The 16,760-nt window shown below is 66.0% G+C and carries 16 protein-coding genes; 3 read left to right on the top strand and 13 right to left on the bottom strand.

Annotation, left to right across the window (positions count from 1 at the left end):
• Positions 1–117: 117 nt before the first annotated feature.
• A complete protein-coding gene (locus tag HV793_RS28415; protein ID WP_054458275.1) occupies positions 118–312 on the top strand; it encodes a hypothetical protein in 195 nt (64 codons plus the stop codon).
• A gap of 90 nt (positions 313–402) precedes the next feature.
• On the opposite strand, the gene HV793_RS28410 is transcribed toward HV793_RS28415, so the two are convergent.
• A complete protein-coding gene (locus HV793_RS28410) occupies positions 403–1,041 on the bottom strand; it encodes a LysE family translocator (protein ID WP_125471399.1) in 639 nt (212 codons plus the stop codon).
• A 111-nt stretch (positions 1,042–1,152) separates the two neighbouring features.
• A complete protein-coding gene (locus HV793_RS28405) occupies positions 1,153–2,649 on the bottom strand; it encodes a methyl-accepting chemotaxis protein (protein ID WP_175182145.1) in 1,497 nt (498 codons plus the stop codon).
• Between the two features lie 208 nt (positions 2,650–2,857).
• Here HV793_RS28405 and HV793_RS28400 point away from each other — a divergent pair, with 208 nt between their 5' ends.
• The gene (locus HV793_RS28400; protein WP_175161104.1) at positions 2,858–3,250 is read left to right on the top strand and encodes a YbaN family protein; all 393 of its coding nucleotides are present in this window, start codon (positions 2,858–2,860) and stop codon (positions 3,248–3,250) included.
• Positions 3,251–3,259: 9 nt separating this feature from the next.
• Here HV793_RS28400 and HV793_RS28395 read toward each other — a convergent pair whose 3' ends face one another.
• Genes HV793_RS28395 through HV793_RS28380 form a run of 4 tightly spaced genes read right to left on the bottom strand, consistent with a single transcriptional unit; the run spans position 3,260 to position 8,004 of the window.
• The gene (locus HV793_RS28395; RefSeq protein WP_175214316.1) at positions 3,260–5,041 is read right to left on the bottom strand and encodes an IlvD/Edd family dehydratase; all 1,782 of its coding nucleotides are present in this window, start codon (positions 5,039–5,041) and stop codon (positions 3,260–3,262) included.
• Between the two features lie 58 nt (positions 5,042–5,099).
• Positions 5,100–6,116: a TRAP transporter substrate-binding protein gene (locus HV793_RS28390; protein ID WP_054458271.1), complete on the bottom strand. Its 1,017-nt coding sequence runs from the start codon at positions 6,114–6,116 to the stop codon at positions 5,100–5,102.
• A gap of 22 nt (positions 6,117–6,138) precedes the next feature.
• The gene (locus HV793_RS28385; RefSeq protein WP_054458270.1) at positions 6,139–7,419 is read right to left on the bottom strand and encodes a TRAP transporter large permease; all 1,281 of its coding nucleotides are present in this window, start codon (positions 7,417–7,419) and stop codon (positions 6,139–6,141) included.
• 42 nt (positions 7,420–7,461) lie between these two features.
• Positions 7,462–8,004 carry a TRAP transporter small permease gene (locus HV793_RS28380; protein ID WP_054458269.1) on the bottom strand — a complete coding sequence of 181 codons (543 nt, stop codon included), beginning with the start codon at positions 8,002–8,004 and terminating at the stop codon, positions 7,462–7,464.
• Positions 8,005–8,136: 132 nt separating this feature from the next.
• Between HV793_RS28380 and gntR the strand changes: the two genes are divergently transcribed.
• A complete protein-coding gene (gntR, locus tag HV793_RS28375; protein ID WP_054458268.1) occupies positions 8,137–9,162 on the top strand; it encodes an HTH-type transcriptional regulator GntR in 1,026 nt (341 codons plus the stop codon).
• Between the two features lie 10 nt (positions 9,163–9,172).
• On the opposite strand, the gene HV793_RS28370 is transcribed toward gntR, so the two are convergent.
• The 7 genes from HV793_RS28370 to HV793_RS28340 all read right to left on the bottom strand — a co-directional run bounded on the left by HV793_RS28370 (position 9,173) and on the right by HV793_RS28340 (position 16,648).
• On the bottom strand, positions 9,173–10,060 hold the full coding sequence (locus HV793_RS28370) for a DMT family transporter (RefSeq protein WP_119451615.1): 888 nt from the start codon (positions 10,058–10,060) through the stop codon (positions 9,173–9,175).
• Positions 10,061–10,074: 14 nt separating this feature from the next.
• On the bottom strand, positions 10,075–11,139 hold the full coding sequence (locus tag HV793_RS28365) for a histone deacetylase family protein (RefSeq protein WP_175214315.1): 1,065 nt from the start codon (positions 11,137–11,139) through the stop codon (positions 10,075–10,077).
• Between the two features lie 17 nt (positions 11,140–11,156).
• Positions 11,157–11,447 (bottom strand): cupin domain-containing protein, encoded by a 291-nt coding sequence (locus HV793_RS28360; protein ID WP_054458265.1) that lies wholly within the window; start codon positions 11,445–11,447, stop codon positions 11,157–11,159.
• A gap of 39 nt (positions 11,448–11,486) precedes the next feature.
• Positions 11,487–13,118, bottom strand: coding sequence for an ABC transporter ATP-binding protein (locus HV793_RS28355; RefSeq protein WP_054458264.1), 1,632 nt, complete (start codon positions 13,116–13,118; stop codon positions 11,487–11,489).
• A gap of 9 nt (positions 13,119–13,127) precedes the next feature.
• Entirely contained in the window at positions 13,128–13,967 is an 840-nt protein-coding gene (locus HV793_RS28350; protein WP_059380519.1) for an ABC transporter permease, read from the bottom strand.
• Positions 13,964–14,971, bottom strand: a complete 1,008-nt coding sequence (locus tag HV793_RS28345) for an ABC transporter permease (protein WP_054458263.1) — start codon at positions 14,969–14,971, stop codon at positions 13,964–13,966. The genes HV793_RS28350 and HV793_RS28345 overlap by 4 nt, the downstream gene beginning before the upstream one ends.
• Before the next feature lie 102 nt (positions 14,972–15,073).
• Positions 15,074–16,648, bottom strand: coding sequence for an ABC transporter substrate-binding protein (locus tag HV793_RS28340; protein WP_054458262.1), 1,575 nt, complete (start codon positions 16,646–16,648; stop codon positions 15,074–15,076).
• Positions 16,649–16,760: the final 112 nt, after the last annotated feature.

Here is a 16,760-nt window from a genome sequence, read left to right as displayed (position 1 = left end):
CTTCTCGATACCCCCTAGGCCGTCATGCCGCGGCCCAATATACTGTATAAAAATACAGTATATTTGAGGTCGGCAGCAGCGCAATTCGGCCCGGTTTCGGCCGAGAGGGGACGAAGCATGATCGATGAGGAATGGACGCAGCGGGACGACTATTACTGGCAAGGGCCAGCGGGCTGGACGATCTCCCGGGTCTTCGTGGACGGGATGTGGCAGTACGAACTATGGTTCAGCCGCGGCGGCGGAGGCACGATTTACGGAATGCGCGCCTCATTGGAAGGCGCGCAAGAGCTCTATCAGCAAAAGCTGCGGTAAGTTCTTGCCTGTCTACAGGGAAGCGCCACCCGCGGCGTGGCTTCTATCTGCTGCGGCTGCTCGTGTCGCGCATCGGAAACCCGACTTTTCCTAGATTCCGTTTTTGGGCGCATTAAGAATCAGCCGCAAGCCCAGCGCCGCAATAACGCCCGCCGCTGCCCGGTCTATCCATTGCTTCGCCCGTAGATAAACCTCGCGCGGGCCCTTGGTCGAAAAACAGAGCGCCACGATCGCATACCAGCCGAATTCGACCAGGAACACCAGGGGCGGCAGCGCGAAATAGGTCCATGCCGGCGGATGCTGAGGCAGCAGCGCGGCGAAGATGCTGCCATACCAGATGGCCGTCTTGGGGTTGCTCAACTGGGTCGTGAGACCGATCCAGAAGGAACGACGTCCATTGCGTGATGCTGGCGCGCTGCTGCCGGGCATGGCAAAAGGCTGCCTGGCGTTGCGCCAGATGCCGGCAGCCACGTAAAGCAGATAGGCGCCGCCCGCGATTTTCAGCGCGACGTACAGCCATTCCACGCTTTGCAACAGGGAATACAGCCCCGCCAGCGCCAGGCCGGCAAACAGCATGCCGCCTGCGCCCATGCCGAAGGCCGAGGCCAGGCCGTCCCAGCGGGACTGGCCGATGGCCTTGCGCGCGACGATGATGAAGCTTGGTCCCGGCAGCATGGCTCCGAGCCACAGCGCACCGAGGATAGCGAGTATGGAAGCAAAGGGAGTCATGGTCGTTGGGGGCTGGAGCCATGGGAGACAATGATTCTTCCATGAAAGTCCGGCCCTGCAAAGGACGGTGAAGCGCCTGCTGGCGGCAGGCGTTTCGCGCAAATCCGGGTCTCAGCCGCTCGCCAGCGCCAGCGGCGCGGTGCGCCCTGGAGCGGCCGCCCTCGGGGCGGACTGCGCTTGCGGCTGCCGTTCATCCTGCAGGCGGAATACGCCCACGGCTTGCAGCAGCTCGGTCGCCTGCGATTGGAGGGCCGCCGAGGCGTCGGCGGCCTGGGCTACCCGGGCCGCGTTCTGCCGGGTCAGTTCGTCCATCTGGGTCACGGCCTGGTTGACTTCGTCGATGTCCGTACCCTGGACCCGGCCCGCGTCGCCGATCTGACCGACGATGGCGGCCACGCGCTCGATGCTGGCCACGACTTCGCGGATCACGCCGGCGGCATGGTCGGCCTGGCGGAAACCGCTGCTGGTCTTCTCCAGCGAGCCGTCGATCAGGGTGCGGATCTCGCGCGCGGCGCTGGCGCTGCGTTGGGCCAGCGCGCGGACCTCGGTGGCGACGACCGCGAAGCCTCGCCCGCTTTCACCGGCGCGGGCTGCTTCCACCGCCGCGTTCAAGGCGAGGATGTTGGTCTGGAATGCGATGCTGTCGATCAAGCCGGTGATTTCGGAGATCTTGTTGGCTTCCTGCTGGATTTCTCCCATCACCGTCGCCACGCCCGCTACCGCGGCGCTGCCCGTGTCCGCGATGCGCCGCGCTTCGTCGCTCAGCTGCCGGGCCTGCAAGGCGTTGCCGGCGTTGTCATGGACATTGGCGGCCAGGTCGCGCATCGATGCAACGGTCCGCTCCAGGGAGTCGGCCTGGGTCCGGGTGCGTTCTTCGAGCTGCTGGTTGTCCTGCATGATGTCGCGCGAGGCGGCGGAAAGAGCGGTGGCGGTGTTCCTTACGCCGCTCAGGGTCCGGTGCACGGCGTCCATCGTGGCCTTGAAGCTGCGGCCCAGGCTGCTGTCCATGCTCATGCCGCCAAAGCGCAGGTCGAACACGCCAGCCTCACGGCCGATATGCGCACTGAGTCGGGCCAGTTCCTCGGCCGCCACCGCGGCCCGTTCCATTTTCCAGGCCAGCCAGCCTAGCGCGGCAGCCTGCACCACCACATAGGCTGCGTGCAACAGCACCATGGGCAGGCTCGGCTCGGTGAAGCAAATTGTTCCGTAGCCCCATTGCTGCAGGAAGTTGAAGGACAGGTGATGCAGCGCGATGACGACGGCCGCGCACAGGATGGTGCGCCAGTCGCGATAGGCCAGCAGCAGCGAGAGCAGCACGAAGATGCCGAAATGGATCTCGGCCATGCCGGACATCAGATGGATATGGAGCGCGGCCAGCACCATCAGGCTACAGGCCACGACCAGGCGGGTACTCAAGCGGCCGGGCCGCCAGAGTATCAACAGCGACGGTATGCCTGCGGCGGCCAAGCCGACGCCGATGGCGGCGCCCCAGCGTCCGTATTGAGGGGCCAAGCACAGTCCGACGGCAAACAGCAGCCAGAGCAGAGGCAGCATCGCCCGGTCGGTGCGGCGGTAAGAGTCTTCCAGCAAATCGCTTGCGTTGCGCATGGCAGTTCCTTGCTACGGGAAGCGCGGGGACCCGCGCACGTTCGATTTTTATTCAATAATTCCAATTTGTGAATATATATTCCAAATTATTCTCTACTGTTGCCGCGACGCGGCCAAGTGATCCGCCCCATACCGGCGGCCGGAAAACCGGCGCTTTGCGCGGCGCGTTTGAAGCGAGCGGAAAACCTGGGATATCCTGCTGCCCATCATGATGAGAGTACTGTGGCTCTGCCTGGGTTGCCTGATGCTGGCATTGGGTGTGATCGGCGCGTTTCTGCCCGTCATGCCTACGACCATTTTCCTGATCCTGGCGGTGGCCTGCTTTTCGCGCTCTTCGCCGCGTCTCGAGAAATGGCTGCTGGATAGCCCGACCTACGGTCCCGCCCTGCGCGCCTGGCGGGATCAGGGCGCCGTATCGCGCAAGGGCAAGACCTACGCCTGCCTGGGCATGGCGCTGGGCTATGTGCTGTTCTGGTGGGGCGCGCATCCGTCGTGGATGCTGGCCGCCGGCGTCGCCGTGTTCTTCCTGGCTAGCGCGGCCTACGTCGTCACGCGGCCGGCGCCGCAGGGGCCGCAGGCCGGCAGCGGACAAACGCGGTAGCCGCCGGCGTCAATGCGAATGCCGGGGATCGCCCCGTGTTTCCACGACCTTCAGATACAAGGTGGCGGGCTCCAGGCAGCCGCCGGTTGAAAGCTGGCCGACCAGTTGCCGGTATAGCTCTTGCCACGGCGTCTGAGATTCCGGCGCCTGGTAGGGCGGCTCCAGCTTGCGGCGTTCCATTTCTGTTTCATCCACCAGGGCGGTGACCGTGCGCTGGTTCAGGTCGACGCGGATGCGGTCGCCCGTGCGCAACAGCGCGAGGCCACCGCCCACCGCGGCTTCCGGCGACATGTTCAGGATCGAAGGGCTGGCCGAGGTGCCGCTCTGGCGGCCGTCGCCCAGGCAGGGCAGGGAGTCTATGCCGCGCTTGAGCAGATGCGAGGGCGGCGCCATGTTGACCACTTCCGCGCTGCCGGGGTAGCCGACGGTGCCGGCGCCGCGGATCACCAGGATGCAGTGCTCGTCGATGTTCAGGGCGGGGTCTTCGATGCGCGCGTGGTAGTCCTCGGGGCCTTCGAAGACGATGGCGCGCGCCTCGAAGGCGTTCTCTGAACCGGGCTCCGACAGATAGGCGTGGCGGAAGGCTTCGCCGACGACCGACATCTTGATGATGGCGCTGTCGAAGAAGTTGCCCGAGAGGACGATGAATCCCGCGCGATGCCTGAGCGGCGCGTCGCAGCTGCGGATGACGTCCGCATTGTTGGTCTTGGCCGCAGCCGCGATCTCGCCGATGGTCTTGCCGGACACGGTGCCGCAATCGGTATGCAGGCGGCCTGCTGCCGCCAGTTCGTGCAACACCGCCGGGACGCCGCCCGCGCGGTGAAAGCCTTCGCCCAGATGCTCACCCGCAGGTACACAGTTGACCAGCAGCGGCACGTCTTCGCCCAAGCGCTGCCAGTCGTCCAGGCTCAGGTCGATGCCGGCGTGGCGGGCCATGGCGATGAGGTGCGGCGGGCAGTTGCTGGAGGCGCCCAGCGCCGAGGCCACGACGATGGCGTTCTCGAAAGCCTGCCGCGTCAGGATATGGGACGGGCGCAAGTCCTCGCGCACCATGTCGCAGATACGCAGCCCGGTGGCGTAGGCCATCTGGCCGCGCTCGCGGTACGGCGCGGGAATGCTGGCGCAGGTGGGCAGCGACATGCCCAGCGCTTCGGCCAGCGAGTTCATCGACAGCGCCGTGCCCATGGTGTTGCAGTGGCCGACGGACGGCGACGACGCCGTGGCCAGCGTCATGAAGCCTTCGTAGTCCAGCTTGCCCGCGGCCATCAGATTGCGCGCATGCCAGATGACCGTGCCGGAGCCGACGCGCTGGCCGTCGTGCCAGCCGTCCAGCATCGGCCCGCCGGACAGCACGATGGCGGGAATATCCACGGTGGCCGCGGCCATGAGGCAGGCGGGCGTGGTCTTGTCGCAGCCGGTGGTCAGGACCACGCCGTCCAGCGGATAGCCGTGCAGGATCTCTACCAGGCCCAGATAGGCCAGGTTGCGGTCCAGCGCGGCGGTGGGGCGCCGGCCCTGTTCGGCCAGCGGGTGCACGGGAAACTCCATGGGGATGCCGCCCGCGTCCCGGATGCCGGCCTTGATGCGCTCGGCCAGCGCCAGGTGATGCCGGTTGCAGGGCGCCAGGTCGCTGCCGGTCTGAGCGATGCCGATGATCGGCCGCCCAGATTGCAGTTCCTGGCGCGTCAGGCCGTAGTTGAGGTAGCGCTCGACATAGATGGCCGTCATGTCGGCGTGGGCCGGATCGTCGAACCACTTCTGGCTGCGCAGCTTGCGGGGAGTCTGGGACATGGGATTCTCGTTTACAGCGGTTGCGTGGCGGCCCGGCGCGCGTGCGGGCCGCAAAGGCTTAGTTGCGCGCCTTCTGGATCTCGTCGTTGAGCTGCTTGACCAGCTCTGGGCCGAGGTCCTGCGTGTACTTGTCGACCACCGGCTGCACCTTCTGGCGCATGCGCGCGATCTCTTCGGGCGAGACCGTGTTGATCTTCATGCCGGCCTTTTCCAGCGTGGTCATGGCCTTTTGGGAGTCCGCACGGCTGTCCTGGCGCTCAAAGTCGCGCGAGGATGCGGCCGCCTGGCGGATCAGCTTCTGTTCTTCCGGCGACAGGGTGTCCCACCATTTCTTGGACGCCAGCACCACCCAGGGCGTGTAGACGTGGCGGGTGATGGTCAGATAGGGCTGAACCTCGTAGAACTTGCTGCTCTGGATGGTGGTGATGGGGTTTTCCTGGCCGTCCACGGTGCGGGTTTCCAGCGCGGTGAACAGTTCGGAGAACGGCATGGGCACGGCGTTGGCGCCCAGCGTATTGAAGACGCCCAATGCGATCTGGTTCTGCATCACGCGCAGCTTGATGCCTTGCAGGTCTTCCGCGCGCGCGATGGGGCGCTTGGAGTTGGTCATGTTGCGAAAGCCGTTTTCCCAATAGACCAGGCCGATGATGCCCTTGGCTTCCAGCTTTTTCAGCATGTCCTGGCCCAGAGGCCCGTCCAGCACGGCGTCCGCTTCCTTTTCGCTGTTGAAGAGGAAGGGCAGGTCGAACACGCCGAACTCCTTGACCATGCCGGCCAGGGGCGCGGTGGACCCCACCATCATTTCCTGCACGCCGCCCACCAGCGCGCTTTGCATCTGCTCGTCCGAGCCCAGGTTGGCCGAGCCGAAGGTCTTCATCTTGAGCTTGCCGCCGCTGATTTTTTCCAGCTCCTGCGCCAGGTGGCGCGCGGCGCGCCCCTGGACGCTTTCCTCGTTCAGGCCATAGCCGAAACGGATCAGGCGAGGTTTGACGTCGGCGGCGGACGCGACGCCGGCGACGGCGCAGGACAGCGCCGTCGCCAGGACAAGAATGCGGGTCTTGAAACGGGTGATCATGGTGCTCCTCCTTGGGGTTTTTCTAATGCATCCAGCGTGCGGGGACGGTGATCAGCTCGGGGAAGATCACCAGCAGGATCAGCAGCAGCGTGTAGGCGACGACATAGCGCCACACGCCCCTGCAGATGGTTTCCATATTGATGCGGGCGACGCCGCAAACCACGTTGAGCACGGTGCCCACCGGCGGCGTCAGCAGGCCCACGCAACCCACCATGACGAACATCACGCCGAAGTAGACGGGGTCGATCCCGGCCTTGGTGACCACCGGCATCAGCACCGGCGCCAGGATCAGGATGGTGGGCGTCAGGTCCATCACCGTGCCCACCAGCGTCAGCAGCACCAGCAGGGCGAACATCAGCAGCTTGGGTTGGTCCAGCACGGGTTCCAGCAGCGCGATCAGGTCCTGCGGCATGTCGGCCAGAGTGATCATGTAGGACGAGACCATGGCGGCGGCCACCAGGAACATGACGATGGCGGTGGTGCTGGCGGCGTTGATGAAGAGCGGCGCCAGGTCGCGCACGCCGATTTCGCGGTAGACGAACAGGCTGACCAGCAGCGCGTAGACCGCGGCGACGACGGCCGCCTCGGTCGGCGTGAAGATGCCGCCGCGCAAGCCGCCGATGATGATGACGGGCAGCATCAGGGCCCATAGCGATTCGCGCAGCGCCTTCCAGCGCTTGCTCCAGGGTTCGCGCGGCGAGGGCTTGATGCTGCCATGCTTGCGCGCCACCCAGGTCCATACGGCGACCAGGGTCAGGCCCATCATCAGTCCGGGCGCGATGCCGGCGAAGAACAGCTTGGTGATCGACACGTTGGTGGCGACGCCAAAGATGATGAACGAGATCGAGGGCGGAATGATGGGCGCGATGATGCCGCCGGCCGCGATCAACCCGGAGGCCTGGCCCGCGTCGTAGCCCCTTTCGCGCAGCATGGGGATGAGCAGCGAGCCCAGCGCAGCGGCGTCGGCCACGGCCGAGCCGGACAGCGCGGCCAGCAGCACGCTGGCGAAGATGGCCACGTAGCCCAGGCCGCCCTGGATGTGGCCCACGAAGGTGCTGGCCAGATTGACGATACGGCGCGAAATGCCGCCGGCGTTCATCAGTTCGCCGGCCAGCATGAACAGCGGCACCGCCATGAGGGTGAAGCTGTTGGCGCCAGACAGCATGTTCTGCGCCAGGATCTGGGTATCGAAAAAGTCCAGCTGGAACATCATGGCGATCGCGCTGAGCAGCAGCGCGAAGGCGATAGGCATGCCCAGGGCGATCAGCCCCAGCAGCACGAGCAGGAAAACGGTCAGGATCATTGCGGGCGTCCGGGCGGGGTAGGGGAGTTGGAGGCGGAGCCGTCAGACCAGCGGGTCTTCGGGGCTGGATTCCGCCGGCAAGGGCCCGCCCGCAAGGACGCGCACCAGATCGATCAAGGTCAGGATGCCCATGGCGGCGGCCGCATAGAGGGCCGCGGCGTTGAACACCGCCAGCGACATGCCGGTGACAGGCAGCACGGTGTCCAGGCCGATGACGGTCTGGGTCCAGCTGCCCTCGGCCATCAGCCACAGCACCCACAGCGTCAGCAACTGGCAGAACACGTGCGAGGCGCGACGGGCGGCGGGGCCGAAGCGTTCGACCAGCATGGTGACGCCGATGTGCTGATGCGAGCGCAACGCTATCACCGAGCCCAGGAAGATCATCCAGACGAAGGCCAGCCGCGAGATCTCATCAGAGACGTTGATGCCGGAGTTGAACAGGTAGCGCAGCGCGACGTTGCCGAACAGCAGCACCACCATGACGGCCAGACAGGTCACCATCAGCCAGGTCTGCAGCGCGAAGCACCAATTGGCGGCGCGGGCCAGCGGCGTGCCGCCAGGCCGCCCCGGTGGGGAAGCTTGCATGCTTGTCTCCTATCCGTTTCCCGGAATTTTTTAGGGTTATGCTGTGCGAAATGTTAGCGCTAACATTTTGCGTTTGGCAAGCCCCAGTTTTTTGCGTCAGACTACGCGCTCACCAACCCATGCCGAGGACCGATGTCCATCCGTAAACCCCGCAGTTCACGCGCCGGCCGCGTCACCATGCAGGATGTCGCGCGCCGCGTGGGCGTGAGCGCGATCACGGTATCGCGCGCCTTGCGCACGCCGGACAAGGTGGCGGAAGAACTGCGGCTGCGCATCGCGCGGGTGTGCCAGGAACTGGGCTACGTGCCCAACCATGCGGCCAGCGCGCTGGCGTCGGCGCGTTCGCAGACCATCGTGGCGCTGATTCCGTCGCTGAGCAACGTGGTGTTCGTCGACATCATCGCGGGGATCAAGGAAGAGCTGGACCGGCACGGCTACCACATGCTGATCGGCGTGACCGGCTATTCGCTGGACGAGGAGGAGGCCCTGCTGCGCAAGTACCTGCAGCACGCGCCCGACGGCCTGATCCTGACCGGCATCGACCACAACCCTGGCGTATGGGACCTGCTGGACACGCAGCGCATTCCCACCGTGCACACGATCGAGACGCTGGACGGCGGCGAGCACATGAGCGTGGGTTTTTCGCAATTCGATTCCGGCTATGCCGCGGGCCGCCATCTGGTGGAGCGGGGCTACCGCCGTATCGGCATCGTCGGCGCGCAACTGGATCCGAGGTCGCTGCGCCGCTGCGAAGGCTGCCGCCAGGCGCTGCGGGATGCGGGCCTGTATGACGCGGCGCTGGAAATCATGACGCCGGAGAAATCATCCATCGGCCTGGGAGCCTCGCTGCTGGAAGCGCTGCGCGAACGTCATCCCGACTGCGATGCGCTGTTCTTTTGCAACGATGACCTGGCCCAGGGGGCGGTGTTCCAGTGCGGAAGGCTGGGCGTGCCGGTGCCGGAACGCATGGCCATCGTCGGCTTCCACGACGTGGCGGGCACGGCCTGGACCACGCCGCCGCTGTCGACCATCGCCACGCCGCGCTACCAGATCGGCGTATCGGCCGCGGGCCTGCTGATGCGCCATCTGGCCGGCGAGCCCGTCGCCGAGCGCCATGTGGACCTGGGCTTCAAGCTGGTGCAGCGCGAAACCAGCTGAACGCCAAGCCTCAGCCCCGGCGCAGCGCCAGGAATACGCCGGAGGCGATGATCAACCCCATGCCGGCCAGGGCCAGCCCATCGGGCGGGCGCTGGAACCAGAAGGTGCTGAACAGCACCGCCAGCAGCAGCTGGAAGTAGTTCAGGGGCGCCAGGGTCGCCGCCGCCACGCGCTGGAAGGCGGATATCAGAAAGATCTGCGCCAATCCGCTGCAGGCGCCCAAGCCGACGATGAAAAGCATGTCGGCAAGATCCGGCCACGGATCCGGCAGGAAGAAGGGCGCGGGCAGCCCGGTGACGACGAGGCAGATGAAGGCCGTGTAGGCATACTGGATGGGCCCGGGCACCTTGCCCGAGAGCCTGCGCGTCAGCACCTGGAACACTGCGTAACTGACCGCGGACACCGCCATCAGCAGCGTGCCCAGCCACGGCAGGTTGGAGCCCGGCCGCACGATCAGCAGCATGCCGCCAAAGCCCGCCGCCACCGCTGTCCACTGGGCGGGTCGCACCCGCTCGCCCAGCAGCCAGGGCGACAGCGCCACCATGATCAGAGGCGAGGTGAAGTAGATGGCGGTGGCTTCCGACAGCGGCATCCAGATCAGCGCCGTCATGAAGCAGGTACCGACCGTGGCCAGCAGCAGGCCACGCAGGATCAACAGCGGCTTTTCGGGCGCATCGCGCAGACGCAGTCCGCCGCGGTGCCGCCACAACAGCGCCACCGCCAGCACGGCCACCGCCGAATAGCGCATGATGTTCAGGAAGGGCGCGGGATAGCGCGCCAGCATGTGCTTGGACCCCGCATCGAAGGTGGCAAAGGCCACCAACGCTGCGAAGAACAGCAGGATGCCCGTCTGGCGCGCGGCGGCGGGCGAGGGTAACGCGATGGGAACGGAGCTCATGTGGGCGGGAGGACTCAGGCTGCCGCCTGGCCCGCGCCCTGCAGGAATGCGTCCAGAGCCGGGCCGATGGCCTCGACCATGTAGCCGCCTTCCTGCACGATCACGGTGGGCAGTCCCAGGCTGGCGACGCGCGCGCCGATGTCGCGGTAGGCATCGATGTCGAGCTTGAGCACGCTGATGGGATCGTCCTTGTAGGTGTCAAAGCCCAGGGCCAGCACCAGCGCCTGCGGCGCGTAGCCGGTCAGGGCGGCGAGCGCCGTATCCAGCGCCCGCAGGAAGGAGTCGTTGCCCGAACCGTGCGGCAGCGGCAGGTTCAGGTTGCAGCCTTCACCCGCGCCGTAGCCGCGCTCATGCGCATAGCCGGTATAGAAGGGGTAGTAGCCGGCGGGGTCGGCGTGCAGGGATACCGTCATGACGTCGCCGCGCTGATAAAAAATGTTCTGCGTGCCATCGCCATGGTGGGCGTCGACGTCCAGCACCGCCACCTTGGACCAGGTCTGAAGCAACCGGTTGGCCGCGGCCGCGCTGCTGTTCAGATAACAGAAGCCGCCCGCGCGGTCGCGGTGGGCATGGTGGCCCGAGGGCCGGCACAAGGCATAGGCCATGCCCCCGGCGCTGGCGACGTGGTCGGCGGCGGCCACCGCGCTATGCGTGGAGCGCAGCGCCGAGCGCCAGGTCTGCGGCCCGATGGGACACGATAGATCGCTCAGGTAGTAGCCGGTCTGGGCCACGATGGAGGGCGACGGGCAGGGGCCGCGGCCAGCCAGCTCGATGCGGCCGTTGTAGTACGGCGAAAGATTGGGCAGCACTTCGGGGCCCGGATCCACGCCAGGCGAGCGCAGGGCCTGCCAGCGCGCATAGGCCGATTCCAGATAGTCCAGGTAGTCCGGGCTGTGGATGTCCTGCAGCGGCTTGCGGCCGTAGTCAGCCGGCGCTTGGACGCGGATGCCGCGCGCGGCCAGCGCGCCTTGCAGGCTTTCCGCCCGTGCCGGCAGATCGGTGGGCGCGCTGATGCGCCCAAGCCGCATGAACTGCCGCGGCGTATGCAGCAGCTGCTCTTCCGAGAAAAACGCCTTCATGGCTGCCCTCGCTGGCGTTATGCGTGCTTGAGTTCGATTTCGACGAACACGAACTCCGTGTCGCCGGGATTGATCACGTTGTGCTCTACACCCACGGGCCGGTAGTAGGCCACGCCGGTGGTGAGCTGGCTGGTGATTTCGCCGTCGGGCGTGTCCAGCAAGAGCGGGCCGGTGGTCTGCGGGACCACCACGTAGTTCATTCCATGGCGGTGCCATCCCGTTTCGCCGCCGGGCGGGAAGCGCCATTCGGTGACGGTGACCATGTCATTGTCGATCTGCACGGTCGGTATGGCGGCGGGGCGTTGCATGGGGCGTTCTCCTTGGAAGTATGAATATTCTTGTGCGCTTCAGGCCGCTTGCGCCTTGGTCGGGTCCCAGTGCTGGCCGGGGACCGCGGCGATCAGCTGCCGCGTATAGGCGTGTTGCGGGTTGTCGAAGATCTGCGCGGGCGAGCCGTACTCGACCACCTTGCCGCGATGCATGACCAGCACGGAATTGCAGATCTGGGCCGCCACGCGCAAATCGTGGGTGATGAAGACCAGTGCGATCTTCAGGCGTTGCTGCAAATCGTGCAATAGCTGCAGTACTTGCGCCTGAACCGAGACGTCCAGCGCCGACACTGATTCGTCGGCCACCAGCACCTTGGGCTCCAGCGCCAGCGCGCGCGCGATGCCGATGCGCTGGCGCTGTCCGCCCGAAAACTGGTTGGGATAGCGATCGAAGGCCGACGGGTCCAGCCCGACCAGCGACAGCAGCTCGCGCACCCGCGCTTCGGCCTGGGCGCGTGGCACGCCGTTGGCGACGGGGCCGTCGCTGATGATGCGGCCTACGGTATGGCGCGGGTTGAGCGAGGCGAACGGATCCTGGAAGATCATCTGGATGTCGTGGCGCAGCGGCCGGAAGCGCGATTCCGGCATGGCGGCGATGTCCTGGCCGTTGAAGATCAACTGCCCGCCGTTGATGCCCACCAGCTTGAGCAGGCATTTGCCGATGGTGGACTTGCCCGAGCCCGATTCGCCCACGATGCCCAGCGTCTCGCCGCGCCGCACGCTGAAGCTGACGCCGTCGACCGCGTGAACCTCGCGTTTGCCGCCCAGCCAGCCGCGGCCCACCACGTAGGTCTTCTTCAAGTCGCGCACGTCCAGCACGGGCTGGTCGTGCGGGGCGGACTCGCGCTCGGCGCCACGGCGGTGCGGCACGGCCGCGATCAGGCGTTGCGTGTAGGGGTGGCGGGGCCGGTTCAGCACTTCGTCCGCCGGCCCCTGTTCGACCAGGACGCCTTTTTCCATCACGGCGACCCGGTGCGCGATTTCGGCCACCACGCCGAAGTCATGGGTGACGAACATCACGCCCATGCCTTTCTCTTTCTGGATGCGGGCGATCAGCGCCAGGATCTGCGCCTGGGTGGTGACGTCCAGCGCGGTGGTCGGTTCGTCGGCGATCAGGAGTGCAGGCTCCAGCGCCAGGGCCATGGCGATCATCACGCGCTGGCGCTGTCCGCCCGACAGGCGGAATGGGTAGACGTGGTAAAGCGTGGCGGGGTCGGGCAGCCCTACGAAGGCCAGCAGCTCCAGCGTGCGGGCCATGCGCTGCGCGCCCGGATACGCGTTATGCACGCGCATGACTTCGCTGATCTGCTCGCCTACCGTCATCAGGGGGTTGAGCGCCGACAGGGGCTCCTGGAAGATCATCGCCATGTCCTTGCCGCGCATGGCTTGCAGCGTGGCTTCGTCCTGCCGCAGCAGGTCCTGGCCGCGGAACAGGATGCGGCCCTGCTGCGGCGTCAGGTAGTCGGGTAGCAGGCCCATGATGGCGTTGGCGCTCATGGACTTGCCCGAGCCCGATTCGCCGACGATGCAGAGGATCTCGCCGGCGCGGATGTCGTACGACACGTCCTGCACGGCATAAGGGCGGTCGCCGCCTTTGGGCAGGGCGATGCTCAGGTTCTGGATGGATAGCAAAGGAGTGGAAGCGTTCATGCCGTCCTCCTATTCGCCGCGCTTGCGCAGCTGCGGGTTGAGGGCATCGTTCAGGCCTTCGCCGATCAGGTTGATGGCCAGCACGGTCAGCAGGATCGCCACGCCGGGCCAGACGCTCATCCACCAGGCTTCGCGGATCATGGTGCGGGCCGCGCCGATCATGAAGCCCCAGCTCATCAGGTTGCGGTCGCCCAGTCCCAGGAAGGACAGCGACGATTCCGTCAGAATCGCGGTGGCGACCATGAACGACGCCGACACGATGATGGGCGACATGGCGTTGGGCAGGATCTGCGTGCCGACGATGCGGGCCGGCGTCTGCCCGATGACAATGGCGGCCTGCACGAACTCACGCTGCTTGAGCGTCATGAACTCCGAGCGCACCAGCCGCGCGGCCGGCGGCCACGACACCACCGCGATGGCCCCCATGATGGAATAGACGGATGGACTCAGGATCGCCACCAGCACCACGGCCATGGCCAGCTGCGGGATGGTCTGGAAGAACTCGGTGAAGCGCATCAGCGCGTCGTCAACCCGGCCGCCGCAGTAACCCGCCACCGAGCCGACCACGATGCCGAAGACCAGCGCCACGGCGGTCGACAAGAGGCCCACCATCAGCGAGACCCGGGCTCCCCAGACCAGCCCGGCCGTGATGTCGCGGCCCAGCATGTCGGTGCCGAAGGGGTAGTCGGCATTGGTGAACGGCGGAATCAGCGGATCCGCCACCATCATCCAGGGGGATTCTTCATACAGCAGCGGCGCGGCCAGGGCCACGACGATCACGACCAGCATGATGGCCAGTCCGGCCACCGCTCCGTAATTGCGCATGTAGCGCCGGGCAAATGACTTCATGCGGCGGCTCCTTGCTGCGCGCCCGCGCCGATGCGCGGATCGATGAGTCGGTACAGCACGTCGGTCAGCAGGTTGAACACCACCACCATGATGGAGGTGACCAGGAAGATGCCCAGCAGCAGCTGGTAGTCGCGCTGCAGCAGCGCGTCGAACATCAGCCTGCCGATGCCGGGCCAGGCGAACACGGTTTCGGTCAGCACCGCGCCGCCCGCCATCTGCCCCAGCTGAATGCCGGCGAAGGTGATGACCGGCAGCAGCGCATTGCGCAGCACGTGGGCGCGGATCACGCGGCCGGGGCTTACGCCCTTGGCGCGCGCCGTCTTGACGAAATCCATGCCTATCACTTCCAGCATGGAGGCGCGGGTCAGCCGCACGTAGACCGCCATGAAGAAGCAGCCCAGCGTCACGGTGGGCAGGATCAGGTGCTGGGCGATGTCGCCCGCGCGCGCCCAGCCCTTCAGGTTGGCGCCCACGGTCTCCATGCCGAAGGCCGGCAGCCAGCCCAGCACCACCGAGAACAGCAGGATGCCCATCAGCGACAGCCAGAACAGCGGCGTGGCGTACAGCACCAGGGCGCCCGTCATGACGGAGCTGTCGATCCAGCGGCGCTTGTTGCGGTAGCGGGCCTTGGCCGCCACCACGCCCAGGAAGACGCCCAGCACGATGGAGAACACGAAGGCGCAGGACATCAGTAGGAAGGTGGCGGGCAGGCGTTCCAGGATCAGGTCCAGCACCGGCACATGGTTGCGGTACGAGAAACCCAGGTCCAGTTGCACCACGCCCTTCAGGTACAGCATCAGCTGGGTCAGGATGGGCTTGTCCAGGCCGAAGGCCACGCGCAATTGTTCGACGTAGGCGGCGTCGCCCGCGCCGGCCTGGCCCGCCAGCACGGCGGCGGGGTCGCCGGGGGCCAGGCGGATCAGGAAGAAATTGATGATCACCACGCCCAGCACGACCACCAGGGCCTTGCCGATGCGGGAAACGAGGAAAGACAGGAATTTCATGCTCGGGGTCCTCTCTGGTCGGGCGCGGCCTGCCTGGGGCAGCCGTTGTCCGGCCGGCATCCGCCGCCGCGGCAAGCCTGCCGCGGCGGCGTCCTGCGGCGCTTACTTTTCGATGTACACGTCGTCGAAGCTCTCGTTCAGGCCGATGGCGGTCTTGACCAGATTCTTGACGTTGCCGCGGTAGAGCGTGGGAAACTCCATGTCCACCAGGAAGCCGTTGGCGATCTCATTGACCAGCGTGGTCTGCAGCTTGGTGTAGAGCTCCTGGCGCTTGGCGGGATCCACCTCGGAAGCGGCCGCCTCCCATTGCTTGTCGGTCTCCGGATTGCTGTAGCCCTGCACGTTGGCGAAGGGCGAACCCTTGACGATGTTCGACGAGACATACAGCCGTTGCACGCCCAGCGCGGGATCGCCGTACTGGTAGGTGAAGGTGGTTGTCATGTCGAAGTCCCAGTTGCCCGTGCGGCTGGCCCAGCCGCCGGCGTCGGTGGCTTCCAGGTTGACCTTGAAGCCCAGCTGCTCCAGCGCCTGCTTGGTGTATTCGCCCAGGCGGTCCCAGGTGGAGCCGTAGGGGAAGCTCAGCTGGCGGATCGTGTAGTCCTCGGGCTTGATGCCGGACTCCTTGATCAGCGCGCGCGCCTTCTTCATGTCGAACGCCAGCGGCGGCATGTTCTTGTCATAGAACATCTCGGTGGTGACGAAGGGGCTGGTGGACACCTTGCCCAGGCCGAAGAAGATGTTATTGACCACCATGTTGCGGTTGATGGCCGCCATCACGGCCTGGCGCACCTTCAGGTTGTCGAAGGGCGGCTTGCGCATGTTGAAGATCAGGTAGGCCTGGGGCGAGAACATCTCCCAGCCGGCCGTGGTGTATTCGACCTTGGGCAGGGCGCGCAGGCGCTTGATGTCGACGTTGTCCACGTCGCCGCCGCGCAGCACGTCCACGCTGCCGCGCTCGAAAGCCACCGCGCGCGAGGCCGAGTCGGGGATGACGTTGAACACCAGTTCATCCAGATAGGGCTTGCCGGGCTTCCAGTAGTCGGGGTTGCGGGTCAGCTTGATGTATTCGCCGCGTTTCCATTCCTTGAACATGAACGGGCCCGTGCCGACCGGCTTCTGGTTGGCGGGATTGGTCATGTAGTCGGTGCCGGCATAGATGTGCTTGGGCATCATGGGCGCAAAGCCCGGTTCGAACATCAGCATGAAGGCCGGGAAGGGCGTCTTCAGTTTGACGACGACCGTCTTCGCGTCCGGCGCCTGCACCGATTCCACGAACTTGTTCAGGATCACGCGGGCGCGCGCATGGGTCTTGGGCAGCATGTCCGCCAGCGAGAACACCACGTCCTCGGACGTGAAGGGCTTGCCGTCATGCCACTTGACGTTGTCCTGCAGGTGGAAGGTGTAGGACAGGCCGTCGGGCGAGGCGTCCCACGACTTGGCCAGGCCGGGCTGGGGCTTCAGATCGGTGGAGTAGGTCAGCAGGCTCTCGTAGATCTTGCCGGCGACGAACTGCGTGGGCCCCTGCTGATTGATGGCGGTGACAATCACCGGCGGTTCGGGCTGGACGATCATGTTCAGCGTGCCGCCCTTGGTCTGCGCCAGGGCTTGCGTGGCGGGCAGCGCGGCCGCGAGGACCAGTGCGCCGATGCTTAGGGAGAACCATTTCTTCGATTTCACTGCGAGCCTCCGGGCTGGAAAGGGTCTGACAGGTGTCCGCGTCGCGGATGCCGTGCACTGGCAAGCAAACCTCATGCCACCTGTGTTTTCAGGGGTACTACGGGTGGAGCCG

Origin of the sequence: Achromobacter aegrifaciens, assembly GCF_902859965.1 — a bacterium.
Lineage (GTDB): Bacteria > Pseudomonadota > Gammaproteobacteria > Burkholderiales > Burkholderiaceae_B > Achromobacter > Achromobacter aegrifaciens.
This window is presented reverse-complemented; position numbering and strand designations above follow the sequence as displayed.

Coding starts and splice junctions, on each gene's coding strand:
- HV793_RS28385 (WP_054458270.1), bottom strand. CDS start 7,419: ATGATCCTGACCGTTTTCCTGCTCGTGCTGCTGGGGCTGATCGCCCTG.
- HV793_RS28370 (WP_119451615.1), bottom strand. CDS start 10,060: ATGAGCTCCGTTCCCATCGCGTTACCCTCGCCCGCCGCCGCGCGCCAG.
- HV793_RS28350 (WP_059380519.1), bottom strand. CDS start 13,967: ATGAAGTCATTTGCCCGGCGCTACATGCGCAATTACGGAGCGGTGGCC.
- HV793_RS28380 (WP_054458269.1), bottom strand. CDS start 8,004: ATGCAAGCTTCCCCACCGGGGCGGCCTGGCGGCACGCCGCTGGCCCGC.
- gntR (WP_054458268.1), top strand. CDS start 8,137: ATGTCCATCCGTAAACCCCGCAGTTCACGCGCCGGCCGCGTCACCATG.
- HV793_RS28365 (WP_175214315.1), bottom strand. CDS start 11,139: ATGAAGGCGTTTTTCTCGGAAGAGCAGCTGCTGCATACGCCGCGGCAG.
- HV793_RS28355 (WP_054458264.1), bottom strand. CDS start 13,118: ATGAACGCTTCCACTCCTTTGCTATCCATCCAGAACCTGAGCATCGCC.
- HV793_RS28345 (WP_054458263.1), bottom strand. CDS start 14,971: ATGAAATTCCTGTCTTTCCTCGTTTCCCGCATCGGCAAGGCCCTGGTG.
- HV793_RS28390 (WP_054458271.1), bottom strand. CDS start 6,116: ATGATCACCCGTTTCAAGACCCGCATTCTTGTCCTGGCGACGGCGCTG.
- HV793_RS28405 (WP_175182145.1), bottom strand. CDS start 2,649: ATGCGCAACGCAAGCGATTTGCTGGAAGACTCTTACCGCCGCACCGAC.
- HV793_RS28400 (WP_175161104.1), top strand. CDS start 2,858: ATGATGAGAGTACTGTGGCTCTGCCTGGGTTGCCTGATGCTGGCATTG.
- HV793_RS28360 (WP_054458265.1), bottom strand. CDS start 11,447: ATGCAACGCCCCGCCGCCATACCGACCGTGCAGATCGACAATGACATG.
- HV793_RS28395 (WP_175214316.1), bottom strand. CDS start 5,041: ATGTCCCAGACTCCCCGCAAGCTGCGCAGCCAGAAGTGGTTCGACGAT.
- HV793_RS28410 (WP_125471399.1), bottom strand. CDS start 1,041: ATGACTCCCTTTGCTTCCATACTCGCTATCCTCGGTGCGCTGTGGCTC.
- HV793_RS28415 (WP_054458275.1), top strand. CDS start 118: ATGATCGATGAGGAATGGACGCAGCGGGACGACTATTACTGGCAAGGG.